Annotated in this window: 18 protein-coding genes; 7 read left to right on the top strand and 11 right to left on the bottom strand. The window is 71.1% G+C overall.

The genetic code is table 11. The annotated features are described in order from the left end of the window. Positions 1 to 2 precede the first annotated feature (2 nt). Genes ACIG5F_RS20330 through ACIG5F_RS20280 form a run of 11 tightly spaced genes read right to left on the bottom strand, consistent with a single transcriptional unit; the run spans position 3 to position 9,583 of the window. A complete protein-coding gene (locus ACIG5F_RS20330) occupies positions 3 to 1,007 on the bottom strand; it encodes a beta-ketoacyl-ACP synthase III (RefSeq protein ID WP_396519536.1) in 1,005 nt (334 codons plus the stop codon). After that, on the bottom strand, positions 1,004 to 2,758 hold the full coding sequence (locus ACIG5F_RS20325) for a beta-ketoacyl synthase N-terminal-like domain-containing protein (RefSeq protein ID WP_396519534.1): 1,755 nt from the start codon (positions 2,756 to 2,758) through the stop codon (positions 1,004 to 1,006). Before ACIG5F_RS20325 ends, ACIG5F_RS20330 begins: the two co-directional genes overlap by 4 nt. Continuing rightward, entirely contained in the window at positions 2,755 to 3,624 is an 870-nt protein-coding gene (locus ACIG5F_RS20320) for an ACP S-malonyltransferase (RefSeq protein ID WP_396519532.1), read from the bottom strand. Before ACIG5F_RS20320 ends, ACIG5F_RS20325 begins: the two co-directional genes overlap by 4 nt. Next, the gene (locus ACIG5F_RS20315) at positions 3,621 to 4,805 is read right to left on the bottom strand and encodes a beta-ketoacyl synthase N-terminal-like domain-containing protein (RefSeq protein WP_396519530.1); all 1,185 of its coding nucleotides are present in this window, start codon (positions 4,803 to 4,805) and stop codon (positions 3,621 to 3,623) included. The genes ACIG5F_RS20320 and ACIG5F_RS20315 overlap by 4 nt, the downstream gene beginning before the upstream one ends. Next, positions 4,802 to 5,581 carry a polyketide synthase gene (locus ACIG5F_RS20310; protein ID WP_396519528.1) on the bottom strand — a complete coding sequence of 260 codons (780 nt, stop codon included), beginning with the start codon at positions 5,579 to 5,581 and terminating at the stop codon, positions 4,802 to 4,804. The genes ACIG5F_RS20315 and ACIG5F_RS20310 overlap by 4 nt, the downstream gene beginning before the upstream one ends. Continuing rightward, on the bottom strand, positions 5,578 to 6,324 hold the full coding sequence (locus tag ACIG5F_RS20305; protein WP_396519526.1) for an enoyl-CoA hydratase/isomerase family protein: 747 nt from the start codon (positions 6,322 to 6,324) through the stop codon (positions 5,578 to 5,580). Before ACIG5F_RS20305 ends, ACIG5F_RS20310 begins: the two co-directional genes overlap by 4 nt. Continuing rightward, a complete protein-coding gene (locus ACIG5F_RS20300) occupies positions 6,321 to 7,565 on the bottom strand; it encodes a hydroxymethylglutaryl-CoA synthase family protein (RefSeq protein WP_396519524.1) in 1,245 nt (414 codons plus the stop codon). Before ACIG5F_RS20300 ends, ACIG5F_RS20305 begins: the two co-directional genes overlap by 4 nt. Next, complete coding sequence (locus ACIG5F_RS20295; RefSeq protein WP_396519522.1) at positions 7,562 to 7,828, bottom strand: acyl carrier protein; 267 nt, start codon at positions 7,826 to 7,828, stop codon at positions 7,562 to 7,564. Before ACIG5F_RS20295 ends, ACIG5F_RS20300 begins: the two co-directional genes overlap by 4 nt. Then, on the bottom strand, positions 7,825 to 8,091 hold the full coding sequence (locus ACIG5F_RS20290; protein WP_396519520.1) for an acyl carrier protein: 267 nt from the start codon (positions 8,089 to 8,091) through the stop codon (positions 7,825 to 7,827). The genes ACIG5F_RS20295 and ACIG5F_RS20290 overlap by 4 nt, the downstream gene beginning before the upstream one ends. Then, positions 8,088 to 9,329: a cytochrome P450 gene (locus tag ACIG5F_RS20285; RefSeq protein ID WP_396519518.1), complete on the bottom strand. Its 1,242-nt coding sequence runs from the start codon at positions 9,327 to 9,329 to the stop codon at positions 8,088 to 8,090. Before ACIG5F_RS20285 ends, ACIG5F_RS20290 begins: the two co-directional genes overlap by 4 nt. A gap of 11 nt (positions 9,330 to 9,340) precedes the next feature. Then, positions 9,341 to 9,583 carry a hypothetical protein gene (locus ACIG5F_RS20280; RefSeq protein ID WP_396519516.1) on the bottom strand — a complete coding sequence of 81 codons (243 nt, stop codon included), beginning with the start codon at positions 9,581 to 9,583 and terminating at the stop codon, positions 9,341 to 9,343. A gap of 109 nt (positions 9,584 to 9,692) precedes the next feature. On the opposite strand from ACIG5F_RS20280, the gene ACIG5F_RS20275 reads away from it, so the two are divergent. The 7 genes from ACIG5F_RS20275 (at position 9,693) to ACIG5F_RS20245 (ending at position 14,968) form a co-directional block, all read left to right on the top strand. Then, on the top strand, positions 9,693 to 9,950 hold the full coding sequence (locus ACIG5F_RS20275) for a hypothetical protein (RefSeq protein ID WP_396519514.1): 258 nt from the start codon (positions 9,693 to 9,695) through the stop codon (positions 9,948 to 9,950). Between the two features lie 413 nt (positions 9,951 to 10,363). After that, positions 10,364 to 10,942, top strand: coding sequence for a LuxR C-terminal-related transcriptional regulator (locus ACIG5F_RS20270; protein ID WP_396519513.1), 579 nt, complete (start codon positions 10,364 to 10,366; stop codon positions 10,940 to 10,942). A 209-nt stretch (positions 10,943 to 11,151) separates the two neighbouring features. After that, positions 11,152 to 11,949 carry a DUF4142 domain-containing protein gene (locus tag ACIG5F_RS20265; protein WP_396519511.1) on the top strand — a complete coding sequence of 266 codons (798 nt, stop codon included), beginning with the start codon at positions 11,152 to 11,154 and terminating at the stop codon, positions 11,947 to 11,949. Continuing rightward, entirely contained in the window at positions 11,940 to 12,773 is an 834-nt protein-coding gene (locus ACIG5F_RS20260; RefSeq protein WP_396519509.1) for a 4Fe-4S domain-containing protein, read from the top strand. Before ACIG5F_RS20265 ends, ACIG5F_RS20260 begins: the two co-directional genes overlap by 10 nt. Next, positions 12,770 to 13,999, top strand: coding sequence for an NAD(P)/FAD-dependent oxidoreductase (locus ACIG5F_RS20255; protein WP_396519507.1), 1,230 nt, complete (start codon positions 12,770 to 12,772; stop codon positions 13,997 to 13,999). The genes ACIG5F_RS20260 and ACIG5F_RS20255 overlap by 4 nt, the downstream gene beginning before the upstream one ends. 16 nt (positions 14,000 to 14,015) lie before the next feature. Next, positions 14,016 to 14,294 (top strand): hypothetical protein, encoded by a 279-nt coding sequence (locus ACIG5F_RS20250; protein WP_396519505.1) that lies wholly within the window; start codon positions 14,016 to 14,018, stop codon positions 14,292 to 14,294. Next, positions 14,291 to 14,968 carry a DUF742 domain-containing protein gene (locus ACIG5F_RS20245; protein WP_396519503.1) on the top strand — a complete coding sequence of 226 codons (678 nt, stop codon included), beginning with the start codon at positions 14,291 to 14,293 and terminating at the stop codon, positions 14,966 to 14,968. The genes ACIG5F_RS20250 and ACIG5F_RS20245 overlap by 4 nt, the downstream gene beginning before the upstream one ends. Positions 14,969 to 14,973: the final 5 nt, after the last annotated feature.

Below are 14,973 nucleotides of genomic sequence, written 5' to 3'. Positions count from 1 at the left end.
TCTCAGTTGTCGAACGGATTGCCGCAGGTGAGCCGGGGCCAGGTGAGCACGGTCGATCCCCACGAGAACCCGGCGCCGAAGGCGGTGAGCAGCACCCGGTCGCCAAGGGTGAGGCGCCCGAGCGCGTTGGCCTCGGCCAGCGCCAGCGGGATGGACGCGGCCAGCGCGTTGCCGACGCGGTCGATGTTGACCACGGCCCGCTCGCGCGGCACACCGAGCCGGTCGGCGACGGTGTGCAGGATGCGGATGTTGGCTTGGTGGCCGACGAAGCTGTCCACCGTCTCCACCGGCCAGCCGGCCCGGTCGAGCACCGCCGTGGCGGATCGGGTCATCCGCTTGACGGCGTTCTGGTACACGGCCCGCCCGTCCATGGCGAGATAACGCTCGACGCCGTCGTGTTGCCGCGAACCGCCGGCCGGGACGGCCAGCAGCGCCACGCCCTCGCCGTCGCTGCCCAGGTCGAACGGGCCGATGGCGCCGGGTTCGCTCGGCCGGCCGGCACGCAGCACGGCCGCGCCGGCGCCGTCGCCGAAGATGGGCCGCGTGGCGCGGTCCGCCGGATCGACGAAAACCGAGAACGCCTCGGCTCCGACGAGCAGGACGGTGTCGGCGATGCCGGCGGCGATCAGGCCGGACGCGGTGGCAAGGCCGTAGGCGAAACCGCCGCAGGCCGAGGCCACGTCGTAGGCCGCGACGGTGCCGACGCCAAGCCTCATGGCCACCTCGGGGGCCGTGGCCGGGCAGGTGCGGTCCGGCGAGGTGGTGGCGACGACGACCACGTCCACCGACGTAATGCCGGCCGAGCGCAAGGCGCGAGCACCGGCCTCGACGGCCAGGTCGGACGTGGCGGTGCCGGGATCGACGTGCCGGCGTTCGCGGATGCCGGTTCGAGACTCGATCCATTCGGGTGTGCTGTCCAGTCCGGCGCACAGTTCGTCGTTGGTGACCAGTCTGGGCGGCAGATAGCCGCCGAGGCCGGCCAGAACGGCCGCTCGTTCGGTGCTCACGATGACTCCCGAAGTGATTCGGCGTCCCGCAGCGGCCCGGCTTCGGCGGGCCAGCACAGCACGCGGTCAAAGGGATAGGAGGCCAACGGCACCCGCCGCGGCCGTCGGTCGGCCGGCCACAGCTCGGACCAGTCGACAGCCGCACCGCCCAACCAGCTGGCGGCAGCCGCGGCATCCGCGTCGGGCAGCCCGGCCGAGAAGAGGTCCGGGTCATCCGCCGCGAACACCAGGGGATGCTGTTCGCCGCGCGCCAGCGCGGCCGAGGCGGCGGCGAATTCGGCGGCGTCGGCGGCGGCGATGACCACCCGGCAGGCCAACGCGGCACGGCCGGTTTGCAGGGTCCAGACGACCGCCGGGAAATCACCGCTGACGAAGTTCCCCAGCGCGCCAGCCAGACGGGCCAGGCTGGACCGGGTGCGCGTGCTGAGCGGGACCGGCCAGCGCTCATCCCGTCGCCACGTGGCACTGGGCAGTTCGGGCGCCTCCTCCACCACGATGTGGGCGTTCGCGCCGCCGACGCCCAACGCGGTGACACCGATCCGCCGCACCCGGCCGTCCGGCCAAGGCATGGTGGCGGTGGCGATCTCCACCGGTCGATGGTCGGCCGGGATGTCAGGGTGCAGCGAGGTCACTCCCGGTGTGGACGGAATCACCTTGTGCCGCAAGGACAACACCGCCTTGGCCAGGCTGGCGGCACCAGCCGCGCCTTCCAGGTGGCCGATGTTGGCCTTGATCGAGCCCAGCCACAGCTTGCGGTCGGGACCGGCGGCCGCGGGCCGCGTGTCGAGCAGGTCCAGCAAGGCCCGCACCTCCAGCGGATCTCCTTTGCCGGTGCCGGCCGCGTGCGCCTCGACGCAGCCGAGGTCGGCGGGATCGAGGCCGGCCTGGGTCAAGGCCCGTGAGATCAGCTCCACCTGCGAACCGGGGTCCGACCGGGTCAGCGTGCCGCGGCGGCCGTCGTGGTTGAGGGCGCAGCCGCGAATGACGGCGTGCACGGGGTCTCCGTCCGCGATGGCGTCGTCAAGGAGTTTGAGCACAAGACAGAAAACGCCCTCGCCCCGGACATAGCCGTCCGCGTCGGCGCTGAAACAGCGTGCCTGCCCTGAGGACGACAGTGCCCCGAACCGCTGCATGACGGCCTGCATGTGGCCGTGCAGGTAGAGGTTCGGACTGCCGGCCAGCGCGAGGTCGAAGTCACCGGCCCGCAGTCCGGACACGGCCTGCGCGACGGTGGTCAGGCCGCCGGCGCACGCGGTGTCCAGGGTGATGCTGGGGCCGCGCAGATCGAACTGGTGGGACACGCGGTTGGCGACGAAGGTGGACAGCAACCCGATCGCGCTGTACCGGTCGACGAGGTGCCGGTCGGCCATCCGGTCCCGCATGTCGCTGCTCGTCGTGGAGGCGAACACGGCGACGTTGCGACCGGCCAGCGAATTCGGGGCGATGCCGGCCGATTCGAGGGCGTGCCAGGCGGATTCCAGCATGAGCCGCTGCTGCGGGTCCATCCACATGGCCATCCGCGGCGTGATGCCGAACAGACCGGGCTCGAAGTCCGCGACATCGGGTATCAGGGACAGCACCGGCTCGGCTACGCCGGCGAGCTCAGGGCGGTAGTCGTGCAGCCGGGCCGGCGGCGCGGGCCGGGCGGTGCGCTCGCCGGCGGCCAGCAGCCGCCAGAACTCGTCCGCGTCCTCGGCGCCGGGAACTCGTGCGGACAGTCCGATGACGGCCACAGGCGCCGCCGGGCTCATCGCCGCGCTCCCGACAGTGCCGGCGTGGCTCCGGGAATCTGCCGCAGCATTCGCACCAGGACCTGACTGGGGCCGGGCTGGTGGAACCGGATGTCGGGGCAGCGGCGCACGGCCCACAGGATCGACTCGTGCCAGCGCACCGGACTGACGAGATGATCGGCGAGCGATGCGCCGATCTCGGTCGCGTTGTGCGGGCGAGCGGTCAGGTTGGCGATGACCGGCACTCGCGGGGCGCGGAAGGGGAAGTCGGCGAGCACGGCGGCGAACCGGGTGGCGGCCAGCCGCATGTGCGTGCTGTGGAAGGCCCCGGTGATGGGTAGCCGTCGGATGTCGATCGCCTGGAGCCGGCGGGCCAGTTCCTCGGCCGCGGTGATCTCCTCCGACGGCCCGGCCAACACCGTCTGCACCGGCGTGTTGAGATTCGCCACCTGGACCCCGGCCAGACCAGCGGCCACGAGTTCCGCCCGCAGCACATCGGCCGGCAGCCCCTGCACCGCGGTCATCGCGCCGGTAGTGACCGACGCGGTGATTTCCGCCCGCTGCCGGACCAGGTCGACCCCGTCGAGGAAGTCGAACGCGCCGGCCGCTTCGAGCGCGTTGTACTCGCCCAGGCTGTGTCCGAGGGCCAGATCCATGACCAGGCCGTCGGCCTGAGCCGCGCGAGCGGCCAGCGCGCTGACCACGTAGGTGGCGGGCTGGGCATGCCGCGTGAGGGCAAGACGCGCCTCGTCCGCGCACAGGGCGCGCACATCCTCGCCGAGGCGCTGGGACGCGGCGGCGGTGAGGTCCGGGAACCGGTCGAGCAGGTCCAGCCCCATGCCGGCGCGCTGCGCACCCTGTCCTGGAAAGAGAAACGCCGTCGTCATCGTCGCCACTCCCCTTCGTCGGCAAGCACGATGGCCGCGTTGACCCCGCTGAAGCCGAAGCTGTTGGTCATCGCGACCCGGCGGTCCAGCGGTAGCGCGTCGCGGCCGATGAGTCGGCCGCCGATGCCCGCCATGGGCCGGGTGGTCGCCGCGTTCGAGTGCGCCCGGCCCTGCCGCAACTGCACCACCGAAGCGATCAGCTCGACCAACCCGGCCGCGCTCAGCGCGTGGCCGAGCAGTCCCTTGGACGAGTTCACCAGCGGACCGCTGTCGATCCCGAACACCTCGGCCAGAGCGTCGGCCTCGGACCGGTCGCCGGCCTCGGACCCGGTGGCGTGGGCGTTGACGTAGCCGATGTCAGCGGGCGACAAGCCCGCGGCCGCCAGCGCGGACCGCATGGCCGCGGCCTGTCCGGATCGGTCCGGTGCGGCGCCGCGCCGGGCGTCCAACCGCTGGCCGGCGCCGAGGAGCACGGCCAAGCCCTGCTCGGCGGGCTCCAGCACCACCGCGGCCGCGGCCGGGCGTGGCACGAATCCCTGTCGCAGCTCGTCGAACGGCCGGCACACCGCGTCCGGTTCCGGATGTAGCGCGCCGCTCGCCCGTAGCGCACGGATCTCGGTGTCCGACAGCTCGGCCGCCGGCGCGACCACCAGGCACCGGGGCGCGGCCCCGAGGGCGAGCAGCCGCATGGCCTGAATCACCGCGACCGCGCCACTGGCCGACGCCGCGCCGACCGTCCAGCCTTCGGCTCGCAGGTCCAGCAACTCGCTGACGACGCCGATCACGTCGGTGTCCAGGTGGGTCACGGCGTGAGTCGGGCGCACCCGGCGAGCACCGGACTCGTCATCGAGCACGGTGCGTGCTTGATACCGCATGGCCAGGTTGTTGCCAGCCACGATCAGCGCGCACTCGCTGAGCTCGGCCGCGGACAACGCGGCCTCCCGCACGCACCGCAACGCCACCACCGCGGCGGTCTGCGCCGGCGTGGCGCTGCGAGCCGCGACCCGTCGCGCATGCCGGGCGTCGGCAGCGTCGAGACAGCGCGTCGCGGATCCGTGCAGAACATCGATGAAGTGCGGTTCGGCCAACGGTTTGTCGGCGAACAGCGCGCCGGCGAAGCCATCCAGGTCGTGGGTGGTGGGCGTGAGCACCGCGGCGGCGCGCACCGTCGCGGTGCTCATCGGGCAGCCGTTCGCAGCACGCCGTAGCCACGCTCGGCGAGGTCCGCGACATCGCCGAGCTCCCGGGATTCCATGTGCGGTCCCAGTTCCCGGTCCATCGCGGCATCCGAAGCGGCCAGGCACTTGGCCGTCAGCTCCCGCTTGACCAGCTCGAGGCTCCGCCGTGGGGCCCGCGCGATGGTCGACGCGATCTCCCGGCTGCGGGAGGGAACCTCGTCGTGCGGGACGACCTCGACACCGCAACCCCGCCGCTTCAGCTCGACACCTCGATACCCCCGCGCGGTCAGCACCATCTCGGTGCCCAGCGCCTCCCCCATCCGGGCCGGGACCACGTAGGTGGCGCCGACGTAGGGCGCGACGCCGTACTGCAGGAAATTGGCCGCGTAGTAGGAACGTTCGCTGAGCACCGCCACATCGGCGTACAAGCCGAGCACCAGTCCGCCGCCGAGGGCATGGCCCTGCATCTCGGCGACCACCGGCACCGGGCAGGTGGCCAGCACCCGGGCGAAGCGCCGGTACTCGGGCAGCGGCAACCCGTCGGCGAGGCCGACCAGCGTGTCCTTGGTGGCGCCGGCGCAGAACACCGACGGCAGGCCGGCCGCGATCACCACTCTGGTGTCGGCCCGCGCCACGGCGGCGTCGACCGCGGCGAACAGGTTGTCGAGCCAGTCCCGCCGAAACGTGTTGCCGTGCTCGCGGTCGCCGAATCGCACGATGGCCAGCGGGGCGTCGAACTCGACGCTGATCGGCCCGAACATCAGCGGCTGTGTCGTCACAGCAGTCCCTCCTTCACCAGTGCGCGAATGCGGTTGGCCACCTTCGGATCGTTCAGCCGCGCGCCGAACGTGCGTTCGGCGAGCAGGCCGTAGCGCTCATCCGGCGGGAACAACACCCTGTGCACGTCCTTCAGGTCGCCGAGGGTGTCGCGGTCGCTGCGGCGCACGGCCGCCAACACCCGCCGCAACGCAGTCGTCGGCGACTCGTCGAGCACGTCGATCAAGCCGACCCGGTGCGCCTCGGCGGCCGTGAGCCGATCGGCCAGCATGGCCATCCGCAGCGCCCGGTGCTCGCCGACGCGGCGGGCGATCCAGGGCATGATGATCGTCGGCAACATGCCGAAGTAGACCTCGGTCAGCTGGCAGGTCACCGAGGGCGAGGCGATCACCACGTCGCAGGCCGCGGCCAGGCCGACACCGCCGCCCGTGGCCCACCCCTCCATCACCGCCACGGTCGGCAGCCGGCCGCCGGCCAGCCGGCACAACAGCCGCCACAGGCCGGTGGCCATGGCGCCGAAGCCTTCGGCGTCCAGCTTGCGCAGCGCGCTGCCGGCGCAGAAGGTCTCGCCGACGGCGGTGAGCACCACGGCCCGGCAGGCCGGGTCGGCCTCGGCCTCGTCAAGGGCCCGGTGCAGCCGGTCGACCAGCTCGGGCGTGAGGGCGTTGCCGACCCTGTCGTCGTTGAGCAGCACGACCAGATGTCCCGGCTTGCGGATCGTGCGCACGGCGTCGTCCACGGTCATGTCATGTCCTTGTCGCACCAGCGGTAGGACCGCCGGTGGCCGGCGATGGAGTCGAGCATCAGCAGCGGCCCGATCCGCTGCGCGCCGACGATCAGGTCGGCGTGGGTGTCGATGTGGGCGTCGGCGGCCGCGGTGCCCTGGACCGTCCCTCGGGCCTGATCGAGGATGGTGTCGTAGCGCTCGATGTCGATCGGGACCCGCGCGGACAGCGCATCGTCCAGCGGCCCGGCGAACGCGGCTCGGTCGGTGTTCGCCGACACGGTCAGTGCCAGCAGTTCCGAGGAGCACCCACCGCCGTAGGAATAGACACCGAGCTCATGGCCGGTGCTCGTCGAGCGGTGGCGCAGCGAGCTGGCCACCGCCATCAGCGTGCAGCCCGAATAGATGTTGCCGACCTCCCGCGGCACCCGCAACGACGCCGCCACCCTGCGGTCGAAATCCGTGACCACGTCGGCGTTGCCCAGGCCGGCGAGCTTGCGGGCGGCGGTGCGGTGCGCGCCCCGCACCATGCCCGGAAACGGGGTGTGCATCGCGAACGCGTCGAACGAGGTCCGGAAGTCGACGTTCTCGTGCTCGGCGAAATCTCGAAAGGAACCGAGCAGGCATTCCACATAGGACAGCACAGAGCGATCGACGTCGATCATGTCGACGTCCACCGCGGGACGCCAGAAGTCCTCGTTCGCGAAGCTGAACCGGCCGTGCCGGACCGGATACCACCGGGCCAGCCGAGGTTCGCCCAGCAGGACCGCGATCGCTCCCGCGCCCTGGCTGGGCTCGGCGTAGCTGTGGCGGGCCGGCACGGGCAGGTCCCCGGCGATGACCAAGGCCTTGCCGCCGGACCGACCGCCGGCCGCCAACATCGACGCCACGGCCTGCAGCGCGGCCACACCCCCGTGACAGGCCTGCTTGACCTCGAACAGCCGGCAGGTCCTGGGCAGGTCGAGATGGGCGTGCGCGAAGGCCGCGGCCGACTTGGCCAGGTCCACACCGCTCTCGGTGGCGACGACCAGTGTCTCGATCTTTGCCCGGCCCGCGGGCCCGAGCCGGTCGAGCACCGGCCTGGCCGCGTTCACCGCGTACGTCACGATGTCCTCGCACGGCAGCGCGACGCTCTTGCGCGCCATCCCGAGATTGGCCATCCGGCCGGCGTCGAGCCGGCGAGCGGCGAAGACGTCGGCGACCTCGACCACGGCGACACCGAAGTAGGCGCCGAGGTCCTCGATGCCGACCACCGCGGTCATGGCGTCACCTGCTGGTGCACCAGCGTCGCCAGCTCGCCGAGACTTCGGGCCGAGCCGAACAGGTGCAGCGGCGGGTCGATGCCGAGCGCCTCGACGGTGGCGACCACCAGGTCCATCCGGTCGATGGAGTCGAGGCCCAGTGCCGCCAACTCGGCCTCCGGCCCGATCGCGGTCGGCGCCACGTCGACAACGGCGAGCAGCAGCTGCTCCTCGATGACCGCGAGGACCTTGTCCCGCGTGATGCCGCCCATCGCCGCCGTCACAGCCGCTCGGCCGACACGCGGTCGATGTGCACGGCCAGGTTGCGGACGTCGGCGTGCTCGTACACCGTCTCCAGCGAGATGACGATGTCGAACCGGGACCGCAGCTCGGCGACGAACTCCACGGCCAGGATGGAGTCGACGCCGATGTCGCCGAACGAGATCGAGCGGTCGATCTGGTCGGCGTCGAGCAGCAGCAACTCGGAGAGCACCTCGACGATCTCGTCCTCGATGCCGGCGGCGGTCTCGATGGGCTGGGTGGTCATGCTGGCACTTCCTCTCGGTTGGCGCGGTTCAGGGTCATCGGTCCGCCCAGCCATCCGGCGAAGGCGTTGGAGCGCGCCGCGACGGGTGGCCCGGCGACGGTGGGCCGGACGTCCAGCCTGAGCAGGACCTCCAGCAGCGCGGTGACCTGGGCTCTGGCCACGGCCGCGCCGACGCAGTGGTGCGGGCCATGGCCGAAGGCGAATCCCGCCCGCTCGGTGCGGGCCGGGTCGAACACGTGTGGATCGCGGTACAGCCGGGGATCCCGGACCGCCGCCGCGAGCATCACCCGGACCACGTCACCGGCCCGCAACCGCCGATCGGCCAGCACGACGTCGTGGGCGACGGTACGGCCGACCATCGTGGTCGGGGCGGTCCACCGCAGCGCTTCCTCGACGAAACCCGCGCGCAGCGCGGGCTGCCGGCGCAACCGGTCCAACCAGGAGGATTCGCGGGCGAGCAGGAAGGCGACCCCGGTGAGGACCAGGCGAGGCGCTTCGGTGCCGCCGACGATGACGCCGATCAGGTTGGACAGGACGTCTCGGCGGGACAGCACACCGTCGGTCCGGGCCTGGTCCAGCGCGGCGATCAGACCGGTGGCGCCGACGCGGATCTGTTCTGTCACCGCGTCGTCCAGCAGTTGTGCGACGTGGGCGAAGGTTCCGCTGGCCTGCGCACGGTCGCGACCGACGTCGTCGGCCATGTCGGTGTCGCCGAGAATGCCCGCCACCTGGTCACCCACCAGCAGCGCCTGATCCGCTGGCAGTCCGACCAGCTCAGCCATCACCGCCATCGCGGCCGGCCACGCGACTTCGGCGCCGAAGTCGAACACCGCGCCTGCCAGGTGCGGCGTGAGCAGCCCCGTCAATGTCGCCGAGATGGTGTCACGCCAGGATTCCACGGCGTTGCGGGCGAACAGACCCTTCATGGCGCCACGCACCGCCGCGCGCCGCTCCCCGTCGGAGGCGATGAGAATGCTGCCACGCAAGGGATCTGGATTGTGCGGGCCGTTCCACGGGAAGACCCCCACACCGGAGACGAAGGTGCGGTCGTCGGCGAGCACCTTGCGCGCGTGCTCGGCGCGGAAGATCCCCCAGAAGTCATGTCCCAGTGCCGGTGAGGACAGTCGGTGCACGGGCGCGGCTTCCCGGAGCCGGTCGAGCACGGCGAAGGGATGCCCGTCGGCGTAGAGCGCGACATCGCCGAAGTCGGTTGCGGTGTCGAGGCTTTCCACTGGCATGCCCCTCTCGTTCACAGGCGCCGGGTCAGCGAGCCCGTGACCAAGTTGAACCGGGCGGACAACAGCGGCAGCAGGTCGGCCGAATGAATGCCGGCCAGGTCGTCCGTCATCCCGACGGGGCCGGCGAGTAGCCGCCGGACCAGGTCACCGGCCTGCTTTTCACGCTCGACCGGCGTGATACCGGCCGGCAGCCGGAACTCCGGCTTGGCCAGCAGCCGCTGTAGCGCCGCCGCAGTCGTCTCGGTCGTGGTCATGGTTACCAGCAATAGCCGGTCGCCGAGTGCGGTGACCACTCCCGTGCCAGCGGCTGGAACAGCCGTTGTCCCACGAGGGGTGGCGTCGATCCAAACGGGGGTGCGGCTGTTGGGCACGGTGTCAGCCCGTTACGCCGCCGTGACGTCGATCGCCGAGGCCGGCTCGCTGCCGGCCGTCGGCGACAACGACGGCGCGCTCACCCTCTGGCCCGTCGGCGCAGCAGGACCGACCGCCATTCGGTTGACCGGCCACAAATCACCTGGCCCGCCGGCGGGTGTGCTCGACCTCGGCCCGCGCAAGATTGTGAGCAATCCTCACGAGCGCTTTCGCGGCGTCACGGGCCGGCCCGATCCGCTCGGCCTCTGATCGGCTACAGCCGTCGAACCTGAGGAACCACGCGCTGCGCTCGGACCGGTTCGCCTCCCGCATGACGAAGCAGGCCACAACGCTGCCAGCGAGTCCGACCAGCTCGACATCACCCGGGCCAACGCCTCGGCGCACCTCAGCTTCAGCCACCGTGTGCGCTTCTGCCTCGGCGCCACCCTGGCCCGGACCGAACTGCGGGCGGCGATCACCGCTTTGGTCACCCGGTTGCCCGGCGGTGGCGGCGATCCGGAATCGGGGCCATCGTCGGGCGTGCGACGTCGTGCTCGACGGCCCCACGGAGACGCTCGGAGAAAAAATGAAGTCGGTGGAGTCAGGCTGGGCGGACCACGAGCGAGGGAGGGACGATGAGCCGGACTCAGGTGCTGGTTCGAGCATCGGATCCGCTCGTTCGCATGGGGATCGGCGCGATGCTCGGCGCCTGCTCGGAGCTTGAGGTTCGCACCGAGGACAGCGGCCGTGAGGTCGATGTCACGGTGCTCGCGGAACGAGCGGTGGGGCCCGCCGTGCTGCACGCGAGCAATCGGCAGCGGAGCGGCGCGAGGTGGGCGTGCGTGGTAGTGACAGACCAGTTCGACGCCGACAGCGTGCTGCTGGCGGTGCGCCTCGGCGTGAAGAGCGTCGTGCCCGCGTCGTCGGCCACCGCGGCGATGTTGGTCGCCGCCGTGACCGGAGCGACCAGGGGCGTCTCACTGCTGCCGGCCGACCTACAGGCGGCGCTGTTGGGCCAGCTCGACGAGCTGCGGTCGACCGTGCTGGACGTGCACGGCCTGTCGATGTCCCTGCTGGACGCGCGCGAACGCGACGTGCTTGGCCAGGTCGCGGATGGGCTGGCTATCGACGAAATCGCGGCGAGAATCGGATGTCCGGACCGAGTCGTCCGGACGACATTACACCGTTTGATGCACAGACTCGGTGTGAACAACCACTCACATGCCGTCGCTTATGCGTTGAGGGCCGGCGCGGTGACATGATGCGTCGATAGACTTCGAGAACGTTTCACCATGAGCGTCTCCGCAGGGTTTGACCTGCGGAGACGCTTTTTCTGTGCCCACATTTCAGCAGCGGCACGATCGGGACCATGAGGCGACAAAAGAGGGAATCTCTATTCCATCGAAAGCGCACTGAGCGTCTACTCGATGCCATCAGGAAGTCGGACGCAAACTCGCGGAACGGAGGACGGATGCCCTGCTTCTCACGTGCCGCGAAGTGGGCCCGGCGGGCGACGCGGCTGCTGTTGGTCGTCACGGCCACCCTGACGCTCGCCTCCTGCGGCGTCTCCGCGACCGGCGGCTGGTACGGCGAGGTGCCGGGCGAGGCCCTGCGCAAGGACACCACGCTGAGCTCGCAGTACGGCCCGCTGTACCCGGCCGACATCAAGCTGCTCGTGGCGGTGGCCCAGGCCGGCCTGTGGGAGGGCCCGGCGAGCGAGGACGTCGCCCGCCGCAGCACGAACCCGGCGGTGCGCAAGGTGGCGGCCCAACTCGCCCAGGAACACCATGTCCTGAACGAGATCGACGTCGCCGCGGCGGCCCGGGTCGGGGTTCAACTGCCCCAAGCCCCCACCCCACAGCAGAACGGGTGGCTGGACGAGATCAGGGCGGCCCGCGGCGACCAACTCGACCGGGCCTACGTCAACCTGACCAGGGCCGCGCACGGCACGGTCTACATGGCCATCACGACGGTCCGGTCCACGACGCAGAACGACGTCATCCGCTCGATGGCGGTGATCGCCGCGGAGTACGTCTCGCGGCACATGGCCTTGTTGGAGAGCACCGGGCTCGCGACCTACGACGCGCTGGCCGTGCACTCCGGAACGGACGCGCAGTACCAGTCGGCGCCGTCGCCGACGGACGTCGGGCTCGGCGTCGTCCTGGCCGCCGCGCTGGGGCTCGCCACGCTGGTCCTCGTCCGGCTGGGCTCGCGAGTGCGGCCCGCCGAAGCCGCCGAGGAAGAAGAGGAGGCCCCGCAATGGGTCTGACGAGTCTACATGAGACGGTCATCGCGGCCGGCTACACCGGCAACGACACCGGTGTGCGCAGCGTGGTCGCCTTCTCCGCACGACTGTCCTACCTGTCGCTGTGCCTGACGCTGTGCTGGGGGATCTTCACCTCCACCGGCTGGATCCGGCGCTTCACCGGCCACCACGCGCTGCGCAGCGGACACTCCATGCTCGCCACCTTCACCCTGGCCACGGCCGCGGTGCACGCCTTCGGGTTCTGGTTCCTGGACGAGCAGCTCGTGGTCGGGGCGCAGGTGTTCATCCCGTTTCTCGACGGCTACCTGCGGCACGCGATCGGCATCATCGCCTTCGACCTGCTGGTGGCGATCATCGTGACCGCGGGGATGCACCGGGTGTTCCGCTACCGGAACTGGTTGCGGTTCCACCAGACCGCGTATGTGGTCTTCACCCTCGCCGTCGCCCACGCGTGGTGGGGCGCCTGGGCCAACGCCAACTTCGAGCTGCTGTGGCTGGCCGGCATCACGGTGTCCGCCCCGGCGCTCACGCTGGCCGCGGTCAGGTTCCTGCCGACCAGGGCGCTGGCGCGGATCGGCCTCATCGACAGCGACACCGCCGCGGTGAAGCCGATCGACAAGGCGGAGCCGCTGAGCGTCAGCGTCGACAACCAGCGCTGCCACCGCTACGGCTTCTGCCAGTCAGAGGCGCCGGACGTGTTCCAGCTGCGCGAGGACGGGCGGCTCGCCTACCGGCAGAGCCCCGAGGTGTCGCGGAATCTGGACGTGCTCTCGGCCGCCAGGTCCTGCCCCATGCGGGCAATCGAGGTCACGGGGAAGGCATCATGAGCGACTTGCCGCGGATCGTCGTCGTCGGGGCGGGCATCGCCGGCCTGTGTTCGGCGGAACGGTTACGGGAGCTCGGGTTCGACGGCGAGATCGTCATCATCGGCGCCGAGCCGACGCTGCCGGTGCACCGCCCGTCGCTGTCCAAGCAGTTCCTCACCGGCGAGCTGGCGGCCAAGGACGTCCTGACCGCGCCGGCCGACGACCTGGACGCGACCTGGCGGCTGAACACCTCGGTCTCCCAGCTGGATTCGCGCCGCCGGATCGTGCATCTGCCCGGTGGCGAGGAGCTCGACTACGACGGGCTGATCATCGCCAGCGGGGTCGAGCCGCGCCGACATCCCGGTGGCCTCAACGGGCATCCGCGCGCCGCCGTGATCCGCACCCGCGCCGACACCCGACGCCTGCGTCAGCTGCTGGACGGCTCCCGCGAGCAGGTCGTGGTGATCGGCACCGGCTTCATCGGCTGCGAAGTGGCGTCGAGTCTGCGCCACATGGACCACCCGGTCACGGTCGTGGGCCGCGCGAGTGCGCTGATGAGCAACCTGCTCGACAGCGACCTGGCGACGCGGCTGACGGATCTGCACCGGCGCAACCGGGTCCGGCTGGAACTCGGGGTGAAGGTGGAGTCATGGGCCGCGGGCTCGGCGCGGATCGATCTGCTGCTGTCCAGCGGGCGAAGCCTGAGCGCCGCCTGCGTGATCGTCGCGATCGGATCCGCCCCGGCCGTGTCGTGGCTGCGGGACTCCGGGGCCACGCTGGACAACGGCGTGGTGTGCGAGAGCACCTGCCATGTCCGGGGAATGGAGGACGTGGTCGCCGCCGGCGACGTCGCGTCCTGGCCGAACCTGCGGTTCGACACCACGCCGCGGCGGGTCGAACACTGGACGAACGCGATCGAGATGGGCCGGGCCGCGGCGGAAAGCCTGTTGAGCGGGCGGGAGTCGGCCTCGCCGTTCACCCCGATCCCCCGGTTCTGGTCGGAGCAGCACGGCCTGCGCATCCAGGCGGCGGGCATGCCCGCGGTCGGCACCGAACGCGTCTCGCTCGACCCGGCGTCCACTTCGGAGCGGTCGCTGACCGGCTATCTGCTCGAGGGGGAGCTGGCCGGCGTCATCGGCTTCGACCGCTCGGCGGCCGTCCTGAACTACGCCAAGGAGTTGCAGAACAAGGCACTGGTGACCGCGGGGGCGCGCCCGCGGCCCGCGCAACTGGCCGGCCGGCGATAGCGGAAGGGAGTCCGTCGTGCACCCGAAGACGTTCATGCTCCTCGCCACGCTCGCGCTGGTCGGCTTTCTCGCGGTCGCGGTCGCACAGGCGCCCAACTTCTCCTCGCTCACCACCGTGGTCCCGGTCCTCACCGCGGACTCACCGCATCCCTTGCAGGTCACCGTTGCGCTGCCCTACCGGGAACCGCAGCGAAGACTGCTGGCGCCGGTTCCCGCGAACGGATTCGACGCCAAGTGGCCACTGTCCGGGCCGGGGACGGGCATGCGAACCGATCACGCGACGGAGGGCAGATGACGCACCGGGAGACAGCGGCGTCGTGGCAACGGTCCCCGACCCCGCCGAGCCAACGCAACACCATCCCACCCGACCCGGTTCGGTACGGCGGCTGGGCCGACTACCGCGAGTGGGCCGAGCACGACTTCCGGGACCGGGCCCCCACCGAGGATTCCGACGGCGGGTCCCAGGGCGCGATCGTCGTCGAGGCGCTGACCGAGCTGGTGCCGATCAAGGTGCTGCTGGAGGAGGACGGCGTGGGCTTGCGCAAGGGGTGCCTGATGCCGTCGAACGGACTGGCGGCGACCGAGCCGGAGCCCGAGCCGGCGCCCGAGTTGGAGGATTCCGCGATCATCCGGCCGTACGTGCGGTCGAACGGCCGGGCCGAGGTCGGGCACGAGCTCGAGTTCGAGACGCTGGTCGAGCTCACCCGTCCGTACGCGTCCCTGCCGGTCAGGGAACTGACGGAGGACCAGCGGCACATCTGCCGGGTGTGTGTGGTGCCGCAGTCGGTCGCCGAGGTCGCGGTGGCGATCTCGGCGCCGCTCGGGCTGACCCGCACGATCGTCAGCGAAAGCATCGACAGGGGATACCTGCGCGTGCACCGGACGATGTCCACTGTGGCCGGTCTGCCGTCGCTGGATCTGCTGCGGCGCGTCTATTCGGGGCTCGACCGACTTTCCGACGCCCGATGAGCGCG

This window comes from Kutzneria sp. NPDC052558, assembly GCF_044547355.1.
Classification (GTDB): Bacteria; Actinomycetota; Actinomycetes; order Mycobacteriales; family Pseudonocardiaceae; genus Kutzneria.
Note: the sequence above shows the minus strand (reverse complement) of the source record. Positions and strands in the feature narration are given on the sequence as shown.

Coding starts and splice junctions, on each gene's coding strand:
- ACIG5F_RS20325 (WP_396519534.1), bottom strand. CDS start 2,758: ATGAGCCCGGCGGCGCCTGTGGCCGTCATCGGACTGTCCGCACGAGTT.
- ACIG5F_RS20320 (WP_396519532.1), bottom strand. CDS start 3,624: ATGACGACGGCGTTTCTCTTTCCAGGACAGGGTGCGCAGCGCGCCGGC.
- ACIG5F_RS20315 (WP_396519530.1), bottom strand. CDS start 4,805: ATGAGCACCGCGACGGTGCGCGCCGCCGCGGTGCTCACGCCCACCACC.
- ACIG5F_RS20305 (WP_396519526.1), bottom strand. CDS start 6,324: ATGACCGTGGACGACGCCGTGCGCACGATCCGCAAGCCGGGACATCTG.
- ACIG5F_RS20300 (WP_396519524.1), bottom strand. CDS start 7,565: ATGACCGCGGTGGTCGGCATCGAGGACCTCGGCGCCTACTTCGGTGTC.
- ACIG5F_RS20290 (WP_396519520.1), bottom strand. CDS start 8,091: ATGACCACCCAGCCCATCGAGACCGCCGCCGGCATCGAGGACGAGATC.
- ACIG5F_RS20285 (WP_396519518.1), bottom strand. CDS start 9,329: ATGCCAGTGGAAAGCCTCGACACCGCAACCGACTTCGGCGATGTCGCG.
- ACIG5F_RS20280 (WP_396519516.1), bottom strand. CDS start 9,583: ATGACCACGACCGAGACGACTGCGGCGGCGCTACAGCGGCTGCTGGCC.
- ACIG5F_RS20270 (WP_396519513.1), top strand. CDS start 10,364: ATGGGGATCGGCGCGATGCTCGGCGCCTGCTCGGAGCTTGAGGTTCGC.
- ACIG5F_RS20265 (WP_396519511.1), top strand. CDS start 11,152: ATGCCCTGCTTCTCACGTGCCGCGAAGTGGGCCCGGCGGGCGACGCGG.
- ACIG5F_RS20260 (WP_396519509.1), top strand. CDS start 11,940: ATGGGTCTGACGAGTCTACATGAGACGGTCATCGCGGCCGGCTACACC.
- ACIG5F_RS20255 (WP_396519507.1), top strand. CDS start 12,770: ATGAGCGACTTGCCGCGGATCGTCGTCGTCGGGGCGGGCATCGCCGGC.
- ACIG5F_RS20245 (WP_396519503.1), top strand. CDS start 14,291: ATGACGCACCGGGAGACAGCGGCGTCGTGGCAACGGTCCCCGACCCCG.